At 41.6% G+C, this 19387-nt stretch carries 13 protein-coding genes; 12 read left to right on the forward strand and 1 reads right to left on the reverse strand.

All coding sequences use genetic code 11. The features are described from left to right. Nucleotides 1-3: 3 nt before the first annotated feature. The 6 genes from CYJ37_RS23610 to CYJ37_RS23635 all read left to right on the forward strand — a co-directional run bounded on the left by CYJ37_RS23610 (nt 4) and on the right by CYJ37_RS23635 (nt 11515). Complete coding sequence (locus CYJ37_RS23610) at nt 4-465, forward strand: hypothetical protein (RefSeq protein WP_101552317.1); 462 nt, start codon at nt 4-6, stop codon at nt 463-465. A gap of 66 nt (nt 466-531) precedes the next feature. After that, the gene (locus CYJ37_RS23615) at nt 532-903 is read left to right on the forward strand and encodes a hypothetical protein (RefSeq protein WP_101552319.1); all 372 of its coding nucleotides are present in this window, start codon (nt 532-534) and stop codon (nt 901-903) included. A 19-nt stretch (nt 904-922) separates the two neighbouring features. Continuing rightward, on the forward strand, nt 923-1477 hold the full coding sequence (locus CYJ37_RS23620; protein WP_101552321.1) for a hypothetical protein: 555 nt from the start codon (nt 923-925) through the stop codon (nt 1475-1477). Further along, nucleotides 1464-2447, forward strand: a complete 984-nt coding sequence (locus CYJ37_RS23625) for a hypothetical protein (protein ID WP_101552323.1) — start codon at nt 1464-1466, stop codon at nt 2445-2447. Before CYJ37_RS23620 ends, CYJ37_RS23625 begins: the two co-directional genes overlap by 14 nt. A gap of 28 nt (nt 2448-2475) precedes the next feature. Then, the gene (locus tag CYJ37_RS23630) at nt 2476-10341 is read left to right on the forward strand and encodes a hypothetical protein (RefSeq protein WP_101552325.1); all 7866 of its coding nucleotides are present in this window, start codon (nt 2476-2478) and stop codon (nt 10339-10341) included. A 262-nt stretch (nt 10342-10603) separates the two neighbouring features. Then, the gene (locus CYJ37_RS23635; protein ID WP_101552327.1) at nt 10604-11515 is read left to right on the forward strand and encodes a hypothetical protein; all 912 of its coding nucleotides are present in this window, start codon (nt 10604-10606) and stop codon (nt 11513-11515) included. Between the two features lie 362 nt (nt 11516-11877). Here CYJ37_RS23635 and CYJ37_RS23640 read toward each other — a convergent pair whose 3' ends face one another. After that, nucleotides 11878-12243 (reverse strand): hypothetical protein, encoded by a 366-nt coding sequence (locus CYJ37_RS23640; protein WP_142385303.1) that lies wholly within the window; start codon nt 12241-12243, stop codon nt 11878-11880. A 68-nt stretch (nt 12244-12311) separates the two neighbouring features. On the opposite strand from CYJ37_RS23640, the gene CYJ37_RS23645 reads away from it, so the two are divergent. The 6 genes from CYJ37_RS23645 (at nt 12312) to CYJ37_RS23665 (ending at nt 18896) form a co-directional block, all read left to right on the forward strand. Beyond that, a complete protein-coding gene (locus tag CYJ37_RS23645) occupies nt 12312-14678 on the forward strand; it encodes a DUF5704 domain-containing protein (protein WP_142385304.1) in 2367 nt (788 codons plus the stop codon). A 379-nt stretch (nt 14679-15057) separates the two neighbouring features. After that, the gene (locus CYJ37_RS23650; RefSeq protein WP_219620058.1) at nt 15058-15873 is read left to right on the forward strand and encodes a phosphoadenosine phosphosulfate reductase domain-containing protein; all 816 of its coding nucleotides are present in this window, start codon (nt 15058-15060) and stop codon (nt 15871-15873) included. Between the two features lie 42 nt (nt 15874-15915). After that, a complete protein-coding gene (locus CYJ37_RS23655) occupies nt 15916-17073 on the forward strand; it encodes a hypothetical protein (RefSeq protein WP_101552332.1) in 1158 nt (385 codons plus the stop codon). Further along, on the forward strand, nt 17070-17231 hold the full coding sequence (locus tag CYJ37_RS27465) for a hypothetical protein (RefSeq protein ID WP_180827430.1): 162 nt from the start codon (nt 17070-17072) through the stop codon (nt 17229-17231). The genes CYJ37_RS23655 and CYJ37_RS27465 overlap by 4 nt, the downstream gene beginning before the upstream one ends. A gap of 165 nt (nt 17232-17396) precedes the next feature. Then, nucleotides 17397-17846 carry a hypothetical protein gene (locus CYJ37_RS27530; RefSeq protein WP_142385305.1) on the forward strand — a complete coding sequence of 150 codons (450 nt, stop codon included), beginning with the start codon at nt 17397-17399 and terminating at the stop codon, nt 17844-17846. 33 nt (nt 17847-17879) lie between these two features. Next, nucleotides 17880-18896, forward strand: a complete 1017-nt coding sequence (locus tag CYJ37_RS23665) for an SMEK domain-containing protein (RefSeq protein ID WP_101552336.1) — start codon at nt 17880-17882, stop codon at nt 18894-18896. Nucleotides 18897-19387: the final 491 nt, after the last annotated feature.

A 19387-nucleotide genomic window follows, 5' to 3' on the forward strand; every position in this document is an offset into this window, starting at 1 on the left:
AAAATGAAAGAAAGTACTTCTACCGCTCTAATGTTTGGAGCAGCCCTATTCTTAGTCTTAGCATTAATTGGAATTGCCGTTAACGTTTTTAGTCCCGCTACTGATGCTGCAAAAACAGCTACAACTGATTTTAGTGCTGCCACAACAGAACTTAAAGACCAAAAGTATTTGATTTTTGATAATACTACAATTTCTGGTTCTCAAGTAGTAAATGCTCTTCGCAAATTTCAACAAGATGGCTCAGCGGGTAACATTGGAATCCGTGTGAAAACTGGCCGTGGAAATGATTCTTGGTACTATAACTCAGTATCCACTAATGGAGATTCGATTACACAAGCCGGCAATCCTACAAATGTCAGCAATGCTACAAGCTCAGAGTATATCAATCCAAGTGGGATGTTTAAAGCTACAATCATTCGTGACTCAAACCAAGTAATCAGAGCAATTGAATTTGTACAAAGCTAAGTCCTAGCCTTATGAAATTCGGAAGGAGGAAGGGGATGCGATAAATCGTATCCCCGCAATTCCTTTATGACCAAAATTATTGAAGCCTATTTTGGATTTATCTTTGCTGTCCTTCTAATGATCACGGCCTTAGCCTATACATTTTGGTCTATGACTGATTGGCCAGATACCTATGAGCTTATCCCATCAGCTCAGACTGTCTTTATAGAGGATACCAAAATTCCAGTGGAACCCACATGGAGCGGAAACCAAGTCGTGGCCAAACTGTATAGGCTAAACGATGAGAATGTCCAGATTGAAGTAGATGGCCAATTATTTCAGCATAAGTCAGATTTTATGAATAACCAACATTCCATTTCTCTTGAAGCCCAGTATAAAAAACAACTAATACTCAATGACACAGGGGCTGTGGAGAAAATCATTTTCACGATCCAATAACAAAAAGGAGCGTAGTGTCGTGCCAAATCCAATATCAAAGGTGTTTGCTGTCATACTGGCCGTATTGCTTCTCTTTTTTGTGCCAGTCTATCAAAGCTACCAAAAACAAGATGACCTGGCCTACCAGGTGGCTTATCAAGCAGTAACCAATTTTGTTGATAATGTCCGGACAAAAGGATATATCACCCCTCAAATGTATGAGGACTTCCAGCGGGATCTGTCTGTTGGCTCTACCATTTTGTACAAGACCGATATCGTCCATGAGAAAAAGGTGTACAGTCCCGTCTATACAGATCCTACAGACCCCTCCACTTTCACCAATGAGTACCAGGTGGATTATGACGAGTTCTATTGGGACCAAATCAGCCCGTTTTTATTTGACGAAGATTCTTCCACACCCAAGAAGGACAGGATGTACAAACTATCAGCTGGCGATTTCTTTACGGTAGAAATTGAGAATATGACGAAAACCAAATCAACCATGCTTTTTGACTTCTTAACGGGTGGTCTGGGAGGAAATGATATCGTCATTTCCATTCCTTATGGAGGGATGGTCCTGAATGAAGATTACTGATTTCTCCATCATTTTTGTCATTATCGTGGCCCCGCTCCTGATATTTGCTCAATGGAGAGCGGAAGACACCAATACGTTTGCCAAGCTTAATCACCAATATGACGGAGCCATCACCGTGGCCACGCATGATGCCGTCGATCAACTAAGAACTAACTCCAAACCCAACTATGAAGCAGGTTATGATTCGTTCAAATTTAATCGGGTAAACCCGGAACCGGCGTTTGATACCTTCATCCATAGCCTGGCCCTCAACTTTTCAACAAAGGATGAAGCATCAAAGGATGTCCTGTCCCGATATGTGCCTGCATTTGCCATCTTAGATTACGATGGAGCTCTTCTAAATGTCTTTCAGGAATCTACCAATAAAGAAGGGGATCGTGAGCTGAAGAGGGTTTGGCTGCCCAAGATTCCATTTTCGTATAGTGATTCAGAAGGAAATATCATCACCTTTACCCTGGACGATTTCGTGGCAGTTTATGATGCAGAGCTCAAAGAATGGGTGAAAGGCAAGCGGGACCGGATCATGGGCGAAGTTTCTATTCCCTTGCTGCAGGACCTCGAACAATTTGATAAGGTTCGGCGGGACACCATTGTGAATACTTTCCAGGAAGAACTAGCCTATTATATAAATGAGCATAACGTGTACACAAAGCAGCTGGGCATTACCTATAAATTCACCCTTCCGCTCATCCCTCAAGAGGATTGGTACAACACCATAGATGATATAGGCATCTTTGCTTTTTTCCAGGGCTACCCTTATGAGCGCGGCCAGGGGACCTTTAATCAATATGCATTGGCCGGCAGCCGCCTATTTAAAAATGATGTCATTCAAGCAGCAACCGTGGATGGGGAGAAGATCTTCTTCAATAAGTCTTGTCATTTCCCTTACCCGGTGGAAGAAATATATCCAAATAAGAAGGAAGCCGCGAGAGCGGGATATAAAGAGCGTTCCTGTTTAAATACAAAATAAATTGTTAGAGATGATGGAGGGAAATTCCATGAGTAAAGGGTTAAATAAAACAGCAGTGAAAGTTGCAGTCGCCAGTACGGCGGCTGTTGGAATAGGGGTAACAGGGATACTGGATGTGTTTCTCCCAGGGGAAGAAAAAGTATACGCTGCTACTCAAGATGTTAAGTCTGTTCCTGCAGGGACAGTTATTACTTTTGCAAATCAGGAATGGGTGGTACTGAACCCTGCTTCAGGATTTTTGTTAAGTAAGAATCCTCTCAAAGAGAATGGGAGTGTTCTATATAAACAGATGGTAGACGGTGCTAACGAGAGTAGCCGCAATTATTACACCTTCAACCCTTCAGCCGCCAATAATCTAGGATTTTATTTAAATAATACGTATCTAAATGGTCAATTTAGTTCAGAAGAAAAAGCAGCGATACACAACACCCAATGGGGAATAGGAAATGAGCAAAATGAAGGTAGCTCTTTTGCGACGGCTAAAATTGCAGTCATGTCATATTCTGAGTATCTAACTTTTAAGAATCTTGTTGTACCAGTTATGGAAGTATCCAGGAATGGCATGCTAAGAACTCCCTATTCGGGTGCACAGTCGCCATATTGGATCAATAACCCCCCTTCCTATCCTAGCCAGACCCATGCTTGGGTTGCAGATGCAAGTCCGTGGAGTGCTGATAAAATTATGGCAAACTGGGGACATACGGTCACTCCTGTCCATCCGGTCCTATACTTGAATCCATCTACGAAGGTGTCGGGAAATAAGGTTATCTTTGTAGAAGCGCCAACTGTTGCACCGGCACTGACACCTTCCGCTACTACATTGACTAATGGAAATGTACAAGTGACCATGACTGATCCAGCAAATACGGAAGCTATATCAAAAAGGGAATATCGAATTAACGGAGGGGCATGGACAGCTTATACTGGTCCTGTTGTAATGACCGCGAATGGTTCCATTGAAGGCAGGGTCTCCAATGCAGGTGGAGATTCACCAATCCGCACATTGTTAATAAGCAATATTGATAAGGTGCCACCTGCAAAAGCGACATTCAGCCTATCAACTACTAATCCTACCAATCAGGATGTATCCGTTTCAATTGTCTTTCCGGATGATGCTGCTGTGAAGCAATTTAAAGTTGGAGCGTCTGGCGAGTGGAAAGCATATACAACACCACTTGTACTTAGTAAAAATGAAACAATTTATGCCCGTTCTCAAGATGCTGCAGGCAACTGGTCTGAGGAATCCAATATCGTCATTCAGAACATTGATAAAACGCCACCGGACAAACCCACTATCCAATCTGATAAGTCTGAAGCCACTAATGCCAATGTATTGGTGTCCATTTCTTATCCGAATGATGCCGCGGTCAAGCAATTCCGGGTTAATGGGGGCGACTGGCAGGCTTACAGTAATGCCGTTTCAGTATCAGAAAATAGTGTAGTGGAAGCAAGAGCGGTAGATGCTGCTGGGAACATCTCTGAAAATGCCGTTTATGAAGTCAGTAATATTGATAAAGAAAAACCGGTGATTACGCTAACACCTTCCAGGGTTGACCCTGTAAATGTAGAAATTGATGTGGATGTAGATATAGTGGATCAGAACGCCATTGTTTCAAAAAAGTGGGCTAAAGGGGAACAGCCAGAGTCCTTCTTTGAAACATCTGGAACGGATATAGTGGGGGAATCTTTTATCGTGGGCGAGAACGGCATCTATACCCTCTATGCTAAAGATGCCGCCGGCAATGTTTCAATCAAAACGATCAGCATTAGCAATATAGATATGGAAGCTCCAGTAATAACGGCCACTCCTTCTAAGATTGATCCTGTAAATACAGAAATCGATGTGGATGTAGATGTCACTGATAATGTGTCCGTAGCGGATGTTAAATGGGCGGCGGGCAACCGGGCTGCAGCGTTCTTTAAGGATGGTGGCACCATCTTAGAGGGGGAGAGCTTTGTAGTATCTGAAAGTGGCATTTATACCATTTATGCAAGAGACACAGCGGGGAACGAAACTGTCCATACTGTTTCCATCGACAACATAGATATGGTAGCCCCAGAAATCACCCTTACCCCTTCCAAGCTCGATCCTGTGAACACAGAAATTGATGTAGATGTGGAAGTGTTAGATGAAAATGTGATTGTCGCCCAAAAATGGGCTAAAGGCAGCCAAGCCGCTGAATTTTTCCATACACAGGGGACTGACATCCAGGAGGGTAAATTCATTGTTGGAGAGAATGGCATCTATACCGTCTATGCCAAAGATAGTGCCGGCAATGAAAGTATTGAGACGATTGAGATCACCAACATTGATATGGAAGCACCTGTCATCACATTGACGCCCTCTACCGTGGATCCAATTAATACCGAGATTCATGTGAATGTGAAAGTAACGGATAACAACGAAGTGGTTGAAAAGAAATGGGCGGCCGGCAACCAGAATGCAGAACACTTCCGCAATGCTGGAAACGTCTTACTCGAGGATAAATTCATGGTGTCAGAGAATGGTACTTATACGGTCTATGCCAAAGACAGTGCCGGCAATGAGACGATTGAGACTATCCTGATCAGCAACATTGATATGGAGCCACCGGCTGCACCGGAGCTCACTGTCAGTACAGAAGATCCTACTAACCAAGATGTAAAGGTAACAATAAATTATGCAGGTGATGTAACGGTCAAGGAATATAGAGTAGGAAATGGAAGTTGGAACAGCTATGCCGGACCGGTTGCTGTTTCCGCCAATGAAACCATCTATGCTAGGGGCCGGGACGCTGCTGGAAACTGGTCTGAAGAGGCATCCATTGTCATCACTAATATTGATGTAGACAAGCCGGTCATCACCATTTCAGGCATTGTTAATGGAACTACCTATGTCAACGAGGCTCAGCCGATTATTTCCGTCGAGGATAAAAACAAGGTTGAGACGACGCTTTTGTTAAATGGGGAAGCGTACGATGGCAGCTTGATCAAGGAGAGCGGTTCTTATCTCCTTACAGTAACTGCCGTTGATGCAGCTGGAAACAAATCAGTTGAAACGATTGGTTTTTATGTGAATCACTCGCCAGAAACCATCGGCAGTATTCCGGATATGAAAATGAAAAAATTCGATAAAAAAACCATAGACCTAGGAGAAGTCTTCTCTGATAAAGAGGATGAGCTGACTTATAAAATCAGTTCTTCCAATGAAGAGGCCATATCGGTCAGCGTAAAAGATGGGAAGTTACACATAGAGGCATTAAAGCAGGGAGCCGCCATTATTACCGTTATCGCGAATGATGGGCATAGTGATTCAGAAACTATCTCATTTACGATTGAAAATGAATCAGTCGCTCCTGTTATCTCCCTTGTCAATGATCAAACATGGGTGGTCGGAGCTGGAGAAAAAGTAACTATAGAAGGCATTGTGGTGGATTCGGATAAAGAAGATGTCATGATTAAAGCCATTGTGAATGGAGTGGAAAAGACTATCACTGTTACTACAACAGGTGGAGAGGATAAATGGTCCATTGAATTCAGTGGAAGTGACCTGGGGACAGGCGTACATTCACTCCAAGTAGTGGCCGAGGATCCTTTTGAAGCTTCGGGCACTGCGGATAGTACGAAATATATTATTAAGGTGCCAGGTAATCTTGCTGATTATGAGTCTATCCTTAGCGACTATGAATCTGATTTGAAAAAGGATCGCCAGGACTTTTCAAGCGAGGAACATACCTTGTTATTGGACGCTTTTCAAGCCGTGGAAAGCCTGAAAGAAACCAATAATCCAGAAGCCTGGGAAAAGGTGAAGCCTGTCATTGACAAGCTGGCTGAAGGCAAAGTGAAGACGCGTTTTTACCAGTCCATTTCAGGTAATGCCAACGATTATCTCATAGGGAATTTTGATTCAGCCACTAAATCCGATTATGACACTGCCGGATATTCAGAAGTCCAGGAACCGTTAGTCCCTGAGTACAACCAGAAGAACCAAGAATATTTAACTGAAAAGGGGTCACTGGAACAGGATGATATCCAATTGATCATCGATATCGTCAATGCGGTGGACAAAGCAAAGTCCTCTCATAAAGTAGAGGATTGGACTGCAGCCAAAGCAGAAATTGAAAAGTTAACAGATGGAAGCCTTAAAGACGCTTACCTGGACACGGTCAAGGATGGTTTTGTGAAAGCCATTGAGGTAAATCCGAGTGAGCTGGATTCAGATTTATTGGATAAAGAGCTGGGGATTCCTTCAAACGCTGAACGGACCGTTGATTATCAAGTATATTTGCAGGACGAACTGGCAAAAAATCCAGTCCTGACAAAAGAGCGATTGGAAAAGATTGTTCAAACAGTAGACTCTATTTATGAATTAGAGCAAGCTTTCAAGAAGCAGCCGACACAGGAGAATCTGAGCTCTTATGAGAACGCGGTTGAGCAATTAACCGATGGAATGTATCAGAAGAAAAACAAGGATACGCTCCCTGGCAAGAACTTGGACATGTTGGTGAATGACCCTGCTGCTATGACTGAAGAGGCTTTAAATACGATAGGCATTACCCATGAACCAGCTCATATCCCGCTGTACCAAGAATTTTTAAGTGGCTACCTCAAGGATGTGGCAAAGGAGGAAATCACGAAGGAAATTCTTCAGCAAATAGTGGATGTAGTAGATGCCCTAGAAGTATTAAAGGGCGGTCCATCGGATGAAAATATCCAGCAGCTGCTTGATTTATTAAAGGGCTTGGATCCTTCCGCTTCCATTATCAAAGAAGTCCTGCAAGAAGCAAGCGGCTCCATTATAGACGCCATTAATCAGGACTTCTCTAAAGTGACGGAAAAGCAGCTTGAGAATATTGGAATAGAAAACTTGGACACTTCCCGATTAACGGACTACCAGGATGCTTTAGAAAATTATGCAGGGCAGAAGCAACCAGGTGGGCTAACAAAAGAGGATATTCAAAAGGTCATTGATGCGGTGAATGGCGTGGAAGATGCCAAAGTCAATCCTTCAGAAGAAAGCCTTCGAGCGGGATATGAAGAGGTGAATCAGCTGGAAGATGGCCCGCTAAAGGAACAGCTGCTGAAAGAACTGGAAGATATCGCGGTTGAATTTATCAGCCAGAATCCGGGTGCCATCACTCAAGATCTGTTGGACTTTGCTAATCTTGTCACTCAACCTGATTTAATTGACTCCTATAAGGAATACCTGCAGGACGTTCTTCCCGAACTGACCGATTCGGTGACAAAGGAAAAATTGCAGGAGCTTATTCAAGTGGTGGACGCTGTCTGGGCAGCCTACCAGGATGCTATAAATAACCCTTCAAGAGAGGCAGTCATTTCCTTTGAGGATTTGGCCAACCGGTTAGAAGAAGGGGCATTTAAGGATAGAATGGTGAGCTTGATTGATGATGTTGCCTTAGTGTATTTGAAAGCAAGTCCCCTGACACAACAGGCAGACGATTATGTCCGTATAGGAATCGAAGTGGACGAAGAGCTCATTTCCTCGTATAACAGCCATATAGAAAAGTATCTGAAAGATTTAGGGACAGAACAGTTCTCTTTTGAACAGGTGAGCCAAGTCATCACGGTAACGGATAAAGTGGCTGCCGCGCTTGCCGATTCTAAAACATCCAATGTGCAGCAGGCTTTAACAGAAGTACGCAAATTGAAGAATGGTAGTTTGAAAAATACCCTTACAGCGGCTCTTAATGGCCAGGTCATTGAGGATATCAACCTTAATCCTGCGACCATCACCATTGAGGACTTAGAGAACCTGGGAATCGTCAACTTAAATCCTGACTTTGAAGAGCTGTATCAGGAGTCCCTGACTAAGCTGAAAGAAGACTTGGGCGGAACTTTGACCTTTGAAGATATTCAAAAGGCCGTGGATGCGGTCAATGCCGCTGAAAAGGCCCTGGAGACAGGCAAGAATGATGATATATTGGCCGCATTCGATGCGATTCATACACTTCCAGACGGCTCCTTAAAGGATGCCCTGTTTGAGAAGCTCAAAGAGGAAGTGGCCAGGATCGTCATTGAAGACCCTGAAAGCATTACGGGAGAGCACTTAGAAAAAGGCGGGTTCGAGTCGGTGGATTCATCCTTGGAAGAGGAGTACAAAGAAGCGCTTATCGGTTATCAGCAACCACTGACAAAAGAAGCGGTGCAGCAAGTGATCGATGTGGTCAACCAAGTGAAGAAAACACAGCTGGACCTTACCCAAGATGATGTGAACAAGCTGGGCAAAATGGTAGATCAATTGGCTGTCTCTGATACTAAAGAACGCCTTGAGCGCGTAAAAGTGGCTCTGAAAGCCTTATTAGACGCTGAGCAGTATATGAATACCGAAAATGTTCGGAATGCCTTTGATAAGGTTGCGCTTGTGGAGAGCCGGGAACAAGAATATCTCCTAAAAATGGCCAATGGGTTATCCCATGTCCTCGCTGCACTCGTGAATCCTTCTGACGATTCCATAGCGGCTGCACAAGGGGAGTTGGTAAAACTTGATGAAGGCGGTCTCCGAGAGCGTATGCAGTCCCGTGTAGGAGGCGCTTATCTGGAGCATGTCATTACATCGCCTGGCAGCAGCTCACATCAAGACTGGATCAATGCCGGCTTTGAACATCTGCAGGAAGATGCGTTCCCTATTTATAAAGGGATGGTTGATGCTATCAGCAATGAAGTTGGCCAACTGACCAAGGAACAGATTCAGGACATCATCAATGCCGTAAATGCGATTGAAAAAGCCAAGAAGGAGCGGACGAATAAGTTTATCCAGGAAGCAAGGGAAGCAATCAGTAAAGTGGTAAACAGTGAGGTGAAGACGAAATGGCAGAAGGAAATGGATGCCCTGTGGCAATCCATTCAGCCAAAGCCAGAGCCGGAATTGCCGCCGGCGCCGGTCAAGCAGCCGCCGGTCATTAATCCTGAGACACTTCCAAAACCTTCTGATAAGGTCATGGTGGTTTCCAATGAGCACGCAGCTGTCGTAATGACCATCCCGACCATTGAGGTTGCGGAGACCGATTCCTTGAAAGTGAGAATCAAGGTATCGGCCAATGATAACCTGGAAGGTTCAAAACTCTATCTATATGCGACTCCTCGAACGGTTACGGGAGGACGCACGGCCGCTGTCTTAGGCGTCAATACGTATACGAATTATTTTGCCAATCAAAAGGCGCTTGTGGAAATCGATTTTGGAAAACTTGAAAAGGGGACGATAGAGGTGGATCGTGAACTAGTATTTGATGAAAATGGAGAGTATCTCCTGCAGGGTGTATTCATGGCCAATGGCACGAACCTGGAAACAAATGCAGTAAAAGTCTCCGTCTTCAAGGAATTAGCCATCCCGAATACGGTCTTACCAAACCCTCATGGGCTTCCGGTGGCTTCCTTGAAATTGAAACAAGATGTTTCGCTCTATAAGAAAGACAAGGACGGGAACTTCTATAAGGTCAGTATTGCCAAGGCGGGCACGCATCACCTGGTTTATGATACGGAAAGAGGCTATTACAAGCTGGAAGATGGTTTCTATGCTCTTCCTTCATCTGCGGTAAGTGTCCATATCGGTAAAGGGGAAATCAGAAAGGATGAGGTCAACGTCTATGACAAAAACGGCCGTTTCATCCGCACGCTGAAAAAAGGACAGCAGTATAAAGTGTACAGCTATGACAATAACCGGTATTCCATAGGTGGTGGCGAGTACATCGAGATTCAGGATGGCGTTACCTTTGTCTTTGGATGGATTACGGTAAAAGAGCCTATCACCCTATATAAACCAGACGGAACCGCTGCTCGTACATTAAAGGCAGGCGAAAAATATAGAGTTTATGGAGCTGATAAAGATAGTCTCCATGTTGGGGGAGGATATACGATAAAGCGGGCTAATACGAAATATGGGTTCGATAAGAATTAGGAAAGACCTCACAACATTCCATTTTGCTCTTGGAAAAATTGATAAGAAATCAAATAATTCATTGACTAAAAAAATCCAATTTGTTATGCTCAATTTATAAATTAATAATGTGCGCTAGAGGAAGAACCTCACGCGGATACCTTCGGGTAACTGTGTGAGGTTTTTTGCGTTTTAAGGGGTTGATAGGAAAGATATGGTACTATAGAAATAGGTAGAAACAGTGTTCTAAATGCTGTTTCTAAGCCATAAGGGGGAGAAAATAATGATAAAAACAGTAGGAAAAATCGCTCTTGTTGGAGCGCTATCACTAAGTGTACTAGGAACCTCTACTTTTATTGCACCGGAAGCAACAAAAGTAGAAGCAGCAACAAAATTACCTGATAACCATACTATTGAGGAATTGAAAGTAGAATGGAGAAAAGATCTAGGTCATGGGTATTTAATTAATGTGGGCAATAGAAAAGGAACCTTATTAATACGTGTTGACCAACCCAAGGTCGAAAGAAACATTGAATGGGTTAATTGGGCATTAAAGAAGCCTAACTATGTTAGCTTTCAATTGGACAATTCACTTGAAAAACGTACCGATATAATTCCATTCTTCTTTAGTGATGAATATGTCAATAACGGTGGAAAAAGATTTAATGGAGATAGGACTCTTAGATATGGAATGATGAAATTTAGTGATTTTTCGAACTCCGAATACTATGCTGCTCTTTCAATCTATTTACCCGAAAAGTACAACAATGATGGCACGTACTGGTTTGGGGGAAATTCTTATGCCTTACAAGAAAACAACCAAGTAAAAGCTTACTTCTTTGAAGGTGTAGACTTGGTAAAAGAATCTATGGAAAAGGTAGGAACTGGTGGAACTTTCCCACTATTGAACAAGGTCATGTGGGGGAAAACTGAACTCTGGAAAGGGCAGCTTGGAAAAGTTACCATTAAAAAGAGTGTTGACCTTTTAAAGAAACTTGATAACGGAAGATATGAAAAGGTTAGAGAATTAAATGCTGGTGATGAATTTAGAGTATATAAATACTTAGATGAGAAAAATGGGTATTATGGAGTTGGCGCTGGAATGTATGTAGAAAAAAATCCAGAGAAGGTCTTATACGAAACACCTTCAAAGAGGAACCTCCGGCTTGTAAGGATTATGCATGGTGAAAGCTAAGAAATTATTTTTAGTTTTACTTGTTTTATTATTAGCGCCAATTTTCCCAGACTTTTCAGATTCAGCAAAGGCTGCAACAACAAATACTTTAAGTGGCCCTTCATCAGAAACTCATCGACGATTTGATCAAAACTTGTGGGATAGTGCCCTTTCAAATGATAGTAGTGGACTTGAACGGTGGTTACTAAAAAGTGTCAATCAAAATCGACTTAACTGGCATCAATGGCATATTCAGAATGGTTACTCTGATTGGCAGATAAAAGTAGGATATGAAAGTCCATCAGCCTATACTCCTCCGAGTGGGTGGGAGATTCAAGGAATATTAAAGTATCCTGTCTATCGACCAAGGCATTATCCAATATCTATAAGAGATTGTTCCTTACAATCAGGAAGTACGGGAACAGTGCCTCCCAATCAAGGTAGTTGTCATCCACATAATTACCAGCCACAAGAAGGTAACAATCAATGGGTATTCGGAATTTCTTATAACCATTGGAAATATGATCGTCCTGAAAATACATGGGAAGGAAAAGTAGGTCCGTTCTATATCTTTGATTCAGCTCAACAAAATGGATATGCGTATGACTTCCGTATAAAACCAATTGGCAGCACCACGCCTCCTGACCCTTGCCAAACGAACCCTTCGGCTCCAGGATGCGGTCCTCCGGGTGGAGGAGAAGAACCTGGCGAACCAGAAGATCCTGGGCCACCACCGGTGACGCCGCCACCAACGGAATCCTGTCCTATCGATAAGAGTGTTTCCAACAGTGGTTCCATGGGAAGCAGCCCAAACAATATGCTGGCAGATCCTAATGGGAAAATCATAGAGTCAGCTGAAAGCAGTCAATTCAAGGTTTTGACTTATGGCATTCCATCATCAGAGTATTTGAAGGTGGAGGGATATTCCGAAAAGTACTTATCCGATTACCGGTACCAAGGCATGAGCGGCCAGGTTACATACAGGGTTAAAGTGACGAAGGATTATATGCTCCGCTGGCAGGAAGGCAACACCATTAAGTATGAACATGTCCGAAGGGAAGCCTATGTACCGGATAACTACAGCATCTCTTATTGGCAGATAGGCCATCTTAATATCCTATCTTTCCAGGATGCCATATTCCGAAATTATGCCCTTCCAAACGAAATGGTCATTGTGCCGAACATGCAGCGGGTAAGCGCTTCTTCTAATCATAGTGCCAGTGTGGACTCCCATGTGTTCCCGCAGCCTTGCCAAAGTACTTACTTGGGTCTTGAAACGATTGAGGGAGGACAATCAAAACCATCTGCGCCAAACCCAGACTTAAATAGCTCTGCTGGTGTCGGCAGCCGTGCTCCTCAAGTGAAGAATGACCGGGTGAATGTAGATGGCTTTACCTCTATGTCGGATGGCATGGCGACCCAAAATGCGCCGGCCCCGTCACCCATCCCGGTAGCTCCGCAGGTGAAGGTTGAACAGTCTTCCCTGCAAATTGACCCGCTGAAGGTCAATAAGTGGCAGACACCAAGCTCGATTACGGCGAGATATGAAAGCATTCATACCGTTAATACGAGCGGGGGATCAAAAGAATTTATCGGACACTCTCCGGATAAAATCAATCCAGTGACGGTCCATACACCGGTCGTCATGTATGGAAAAGCTTCAGATGATAAAGAACACGATCAGCGGACGAATCCACCGAAGCGGTCCACTCCGGCCAACCCGGACACTGACAGGCATGCTTTTATCCTGGACCGCCCGTTCTCCGTGACTCTGCCAACCTCTGGCCAGCATTTAGATGTTGCCATGGCGCCGGGCTACGGCAACCGGGATTATGCGAAGTATACGCGCCAAAAGCAAGTGAAGTTTCCATTTGATGTCTACTCGGAAACGAAAGCCGCTTTTTATCCGAAAGAAACGTGGATATCGATCCCGCTTGATATTGAAACAGCAGAATTTTTCCTGCCGGTGTGGGTGCCTGAAGGAGCCTATACCATTAAATACCGGTCCATTGCCATAAATGCGCCGGCGGATTTGCCGGAGGAACACCATGCTAACTTGAATATGAGTTATCGTACCCCGAATGAAATAATGGCCAACCATGTAGCATATGACACGATTGAAGTGGATGTGGTGGGCCGGTTATACGATTTCCGGGTAACAGATATCCTGGACTTTAACTGGGGCCCAGTATTCCGCAGAATGGAAGGCCAAGTTGAACATACCGGTAATTACTATTGGGTGGGTGACAAGGGTATTGATGGAGACTTAAGGGGGAACACAGATCCTTTTGTCTTACCAATTCGCCAGGGCAGCCATCCAGCTGGATACAAGAACCTGGCTGTTAAAACAGGGTATCAATTCAAGTTTGATATGAAGACAAAAGGCGACATGTGGAGGGAGAATGATGCCATTCGTATCACGCCAAGCTTCTACTTCGTCGATAAAAAAGGCCAGAATCGCAGAAAAGTTGATGTTTACTATCACAGCGACTCTAATTACTTTGTGAAGGTCGGCTCGCAGCAGGACAAAGAATATCGCCAAGTGACGTTGAACGAACCGCTGAGAGCTGTTCCGGAAAGCCAAATGTGGAATACATCAGAATATTACTTCCGGCACCCAGATGCTTACGGCTTCAATAGTAAAGTAGAGGAACTCTTCGATCATGAGTTTATCCGCTACTTTGCCCGGGATTATGCCCGGCAGCCAGTCAAAACGGGCCCATATGGGTGGCAAATCCTAAATTGGAACCTAAGGACATTTATTGGTCCGCTGGCCGACACGGTGCCATCTAATGCGATGAAACCGCAAAAGGATGCAGTTGCCAGTGAACAGATGTGGTACGGAGAGTACAGTTTACCTGCCGATGTCTATATAGTAGAAGAGGGGAAAGACATTGCTGGATACGGTTTGCAGCACCGCTTAAATAAATCACATCCTATTTTTCTAAGAGATGGTTATTTAATCGTCAACTTCAATATTGAAAGTATCCAAAATGGAGATACCCAAAAACCCCATCTGCAGTATATCAACGGAGAATTATCAAACCAATGGAATCGGGAAGGGTTTAAGTACCAATTTACAGATCCATATGGATATAATTTCAACCTTATTGATGGGGACACAATCTTCTATCATGGTGATCAATCTTCGACAGATGACTTTAAAGCTGGAGTAACTCATTAAGGTTAACATTATCAGAATTAGACACTTGGGAATCTCCCAGGTGTCTTTTAGTTTTTTTACTCAAAACTTAAAATCAGTGTGCTGGTTATACATCATGATGATGAAGTGAAAACTTGTATATCCTATAAGGTGAATCAGTAATTGCTTGTGAACATATCTCTTTTTTTAATATAATAGATAATATTACATTTACATTTGTCCATCTCAAGCGAGAAGGATTAACTTTTTTAAAACGCCCTATGCTGGTGAATTATGCTTTCTTAAGCAAATTCCCCAGCATAGGGCGTTTTTTTATTTTTAGGAGGGGTCATAGTGACTTAGTGAATTTAATTGATTCAAATAATTCAAGATTTACAATACTTTAAGAGTGGGTGGTTAAATGCAACAATTGAGCTTATTTGAGGAAGAGGAGCGTCCAATAGGTCTATTTATGAATGAAAAAATTGAACAGCTATTAGCTAGTGGAGCCATATTTTATATATCACACTCAGGGGGGAAAGACTCTCAAGCGATGTATATACTGCTAAGGAATCTAATTCCGCCTAATCAGAGAGTGGTTATCCATGCAGATCTTGGAGAGGTTGAATGGCCAGGAATTCAGGATCATATCAGACAATATACGGACGAAAGTTTAAACGTCGTGAAAGCAAATAAAACATTCCTTGAAATGGTAAGGAATAGAGGAAAGTGGCCTTCAGCAGCTTACCGACAGTGCACTAGTGATCTGAAGAGAGGACCGATTCTTAAATTTATAAGGAATGATCTTAAAAAAAGAGGGTCAAACATTGCAGTAAACTGTATGGGGTTAAGAGCACAAGAATCAGTTTCACGCGCAAAGAAGGAAGCCTTTTCTTTAAATGCTAATGAAAGTGTTAATAAACGAGTATTTAGAGAGGTTTACGACTGGCTGCCTATCCATCATCTAACAACAGGTCAGGTATTTCAAACCATACAAGATGCGGGGGAAAAGCCATTCTGGGCTTATAAAAAAAATGAAAGGCTCAGCTGCGTTTTTTGTATAATGGGATGTGTGAATGATTTAAGGCATGGTGCTGAGCAAAATCCTCAGCTCTATCAGACATACGTTAATCTAGAAAAAGAGATTGGCCATACGATGTTCATGAGGGGTAAAGAACCGATCTATTTAGAAGATCATATTGGGTTAAAGGTGGACGATCTTTTGGCCATTAATTAATGGAATGGAACTTTCAATTAAGAACGAGCTCAGGAGGGACTTATGGACGAAAAAAATTATCATAGTCGTTTACTGCATATTAGTAATAACCTAGATAAAGTAATAGAAAAACTAAAGGCTAGCTACATAGATCAAAGACTCACCATGCCTTGGGCGCTATGGCTGGCTGCAGCTCCTTTAAGAGACATTGCAAAAGTGAAAGAGCTCCAACAAGGGCTAAAAAGCTTTATAACAACAGGAGCACTCATGGCAATACTTCCTTTAGCTACAGCTGCTCTGGGACCTTGGGTTTTGGGATTCACAGAATTACCATGGTGGGCCACTCTGTTTGTCACTGGCGTACTAGGGTATTTTATAAGTATGATATATTATTTCCCCCAGCTTACGAAATTTGATAGTGTTCATTTTCATCTTGGGGCCTATAAAACTTGGAGAAAACAAGAGTATGAGATATTTAGAGGAGCGTTTTTAGATTCGGAAGGGGAGTTTTATTTTAGGGGTTTGTACGACTATACCACAAACTCCAAGACACAATATACTATGATTCAGTCTTTAATCCAGGACTTCTTAAGCCAGGAACGAACTGAATATAAATCGAAAATTTACTCCCTGGAACAAAACATAAAACAGACATTGGAGAATACCGAACAGATCACTGCTGAATATGAAAAATTCACCCAAGATTTAATCTCGGAAAGAGATGCCTTACTCCAGGAGTTCGAGTATGTCATATATCTCTTAAAGGATCTTAACACTCTGTTATTCCGGTTTCATAATAAAGGGATGGAATTGCGTGACCTCAATATCTTAACCGGCTTCACTCTCTATGAATTAAGGGGAGACACTCTTTATCAATTAGAAGATGTGGGTACTTCAGGTTTATCAGCGGCAAAAATTCCTATAAAGGATAAACAATTTTCCCACTATGGAGCAGTAAAGGTCATAAAAGACGATCAGGGCCGTCCCTATTTCAATCATCCGTATGAGGGACATGTTGTAGTATCATATAAAATTAGAATCGACAATAAAGCAACCTGGGTATATAATTTCCACTTTGATGATTCTAATACCCGAGCATGGAAACTGCTGGTTGAGAATGGTATAATTGAGTCAAAAGAGATTTATAGACTCGTACATGCTTTGTGTCTCTTAGCTCAAAATGATCGATTTAAGGATAACAAGGAGGCGGTTAATCAATGATAGTCAAAGAGTCCGGAGTAATTGAGTTTAAAAGCCAAAAAGATATTATTGCAGACCGTCAAAAAAAGACGGATCAACAATATAAAGAACTGCAGAAACGTGTTGGACGGATTGTAAAATCAAATTATCGTTTGACTCAGAATACATTAGAAAAGTAATACAGAGAGGAAGCTGAGAGCTTCCTCTTTTATTTTTGCCTCCTAAATGTTCGTTGCCATTCTCGTCTTAAAAGTATGTTGTTCAAAGTAACGTGGTGGTATAATTTGGATGCGGTTGCATTTCAAACCTTGTAAGGGCATAGGCTATGAAAAATTAGAGTATAAATGGAAAGGAATATTGCTATGTATTGTTCAAATTGTGGTCTAAAACAACAGGGGAGAGCAAATTTTTGTGCTAGTTGTGGAAATAGCTTATTTGAAAAAAGTGAATTAACCTCCATTAATCTTAAAGAAACGAGGAAGATTCATAAATGGAGGAATGTATTAGTAACTTCTTTTATAGCCTATTACTGCTTCCTCTTTTTTTTAATGTACTTAAGGTATAATGATCCCTATTATTATGATTCTCTATTTTTCCCATATGGGTTATTTCAAGTACTTATGATTGTAGCAGCATTTACTTGCGGAATTGCTGCGTATAAACTAGCTGGAAACTTAATAAAGCCTACTTTCGTAATTGTTATTTACACGTTATTGGCACCTTTTGTATTAATTAACCTGATTTCATTTATAGGGCTTCTAGCGGATTCAAAAAAGAGTCTTCAAGAAAAATAATTTTATATGACAAAGAAGTGAGGGAATAGCAATTTGTTAAAACGGTATGAGGATTTGCACGATATTATTAAGGGACTATCGCTGCTTAATTACTATGTAAAGTTTAGCTCAAATAAACTAGGGCAACACACCATCAATAAGGTGAGCGAAACTTTCTTTTGTGAAATGTTAAATATTATCTACGAGAAACAACTTAAAAGGCTTGAAGGTAAAAAAAAGAACAACCCTGGTATAGATCTAGCGGATATTCATAATAAATTTGCTGTACAAGTAACTTCTGATGGTTCGAAGGTAAAGTATAAAAAGACTATTGAGCAATTTGAAAAAGGGAAGCAATTTGCAAAGTACAGAACGTTACTTCATTTCATTATAGGAGAAAAGCACTTTACTCCACCTAAACAATTTAGAAAGCTTCCTTCATCCTACCATGCCAATATTCAAACTGTTAGCCATGAATATGAAGTTATAATACAGGACATCTTTGATTTAGCAGTTTTAATTGATGATTTGGAAAGTGATATACTAGCAGAGCTTCATGAGTATATCTTAAAGAACATCTATAAGACAATTGAGCAATTTAAGCAAAAGGTTTATGATATTGAAATCGAGCAAATGGTTTCGTTTACAGCTAAAGCTTACATAAAATCACTCGGTCTGGCCAATGCATCTGAAGAAAAGGAATTATTTAATGATTTGGATATTCTGGCTAGGATCGTGAATAAATTAGATGATAACTCGAGGAGAGTTATCTATTGCATATTAGATGAATACAAGCCAACCCCTTCTTATGATATTTTTGTTCCTTCAGTAGCAGTGCAAAAACGTCTAAAAATTAATGATACACAAACTTTCAGTAATGAACTAATAGTTCTTTTACATGAAAATTTACTTGATGAGGAATCTTTAAGGGATGAAAATTTATTAAACCTTAGATTTTTAGATACTGTGGGTAAAGTAAATCTCTTTGGAGAGATACATAAATACTGTACGGATAAAAAACTGTCAATAAAGGATTTAATCCTAAAACCTGACTTTTCTTTATTAGATTAGTCTATAAGATAAATTTACATTTAAGGTATAAATTTGCAATATAGACCCTATTTTTTAATGATGTTTGTTCTTTGTTGCTTTAAGTAAGAGAACTTATCATGGATTTCTTTGCTTCTCTCTGCCATTTTATCTCTACGATTATTTAGATTAATCGGCCTTGCGATTGAATCCAATTTAATAACTTTTTTCAAATATACTCACCTCACTTACCATACTCTCCATGAATTAAAGTATCATTCATGGATGTTTATTATTTTATTCTTATTCAGACACAGATCCCGAATATGCCCTTCTTTGGTGTTCTATATATAAAGAAATCCCGCCTATAGTAAAGGAGGGATTTTTGTATAATCGCTTGGCTGGTATACGAAATTCCATTCTGTTCAACTTGTACGCCAGCAAATTATATGGGAGAATCTTGATATTATTCTTAGTAGCAATACCTGGCCCGCTCATATAGCCATTTATGAAGCTAGTAATTATTACGCTAC

The organism is Bacillus sp. UMB0728, from assembly GCF_002858875.1.
In the GTDB taxonomy this organism is placed as follows: domain Bacteria; phylum Bacillota; class Bacilli; order Bacillales; family Cytobacillaceae; genus Bacillus_AB; species Bacillus_AB infantis.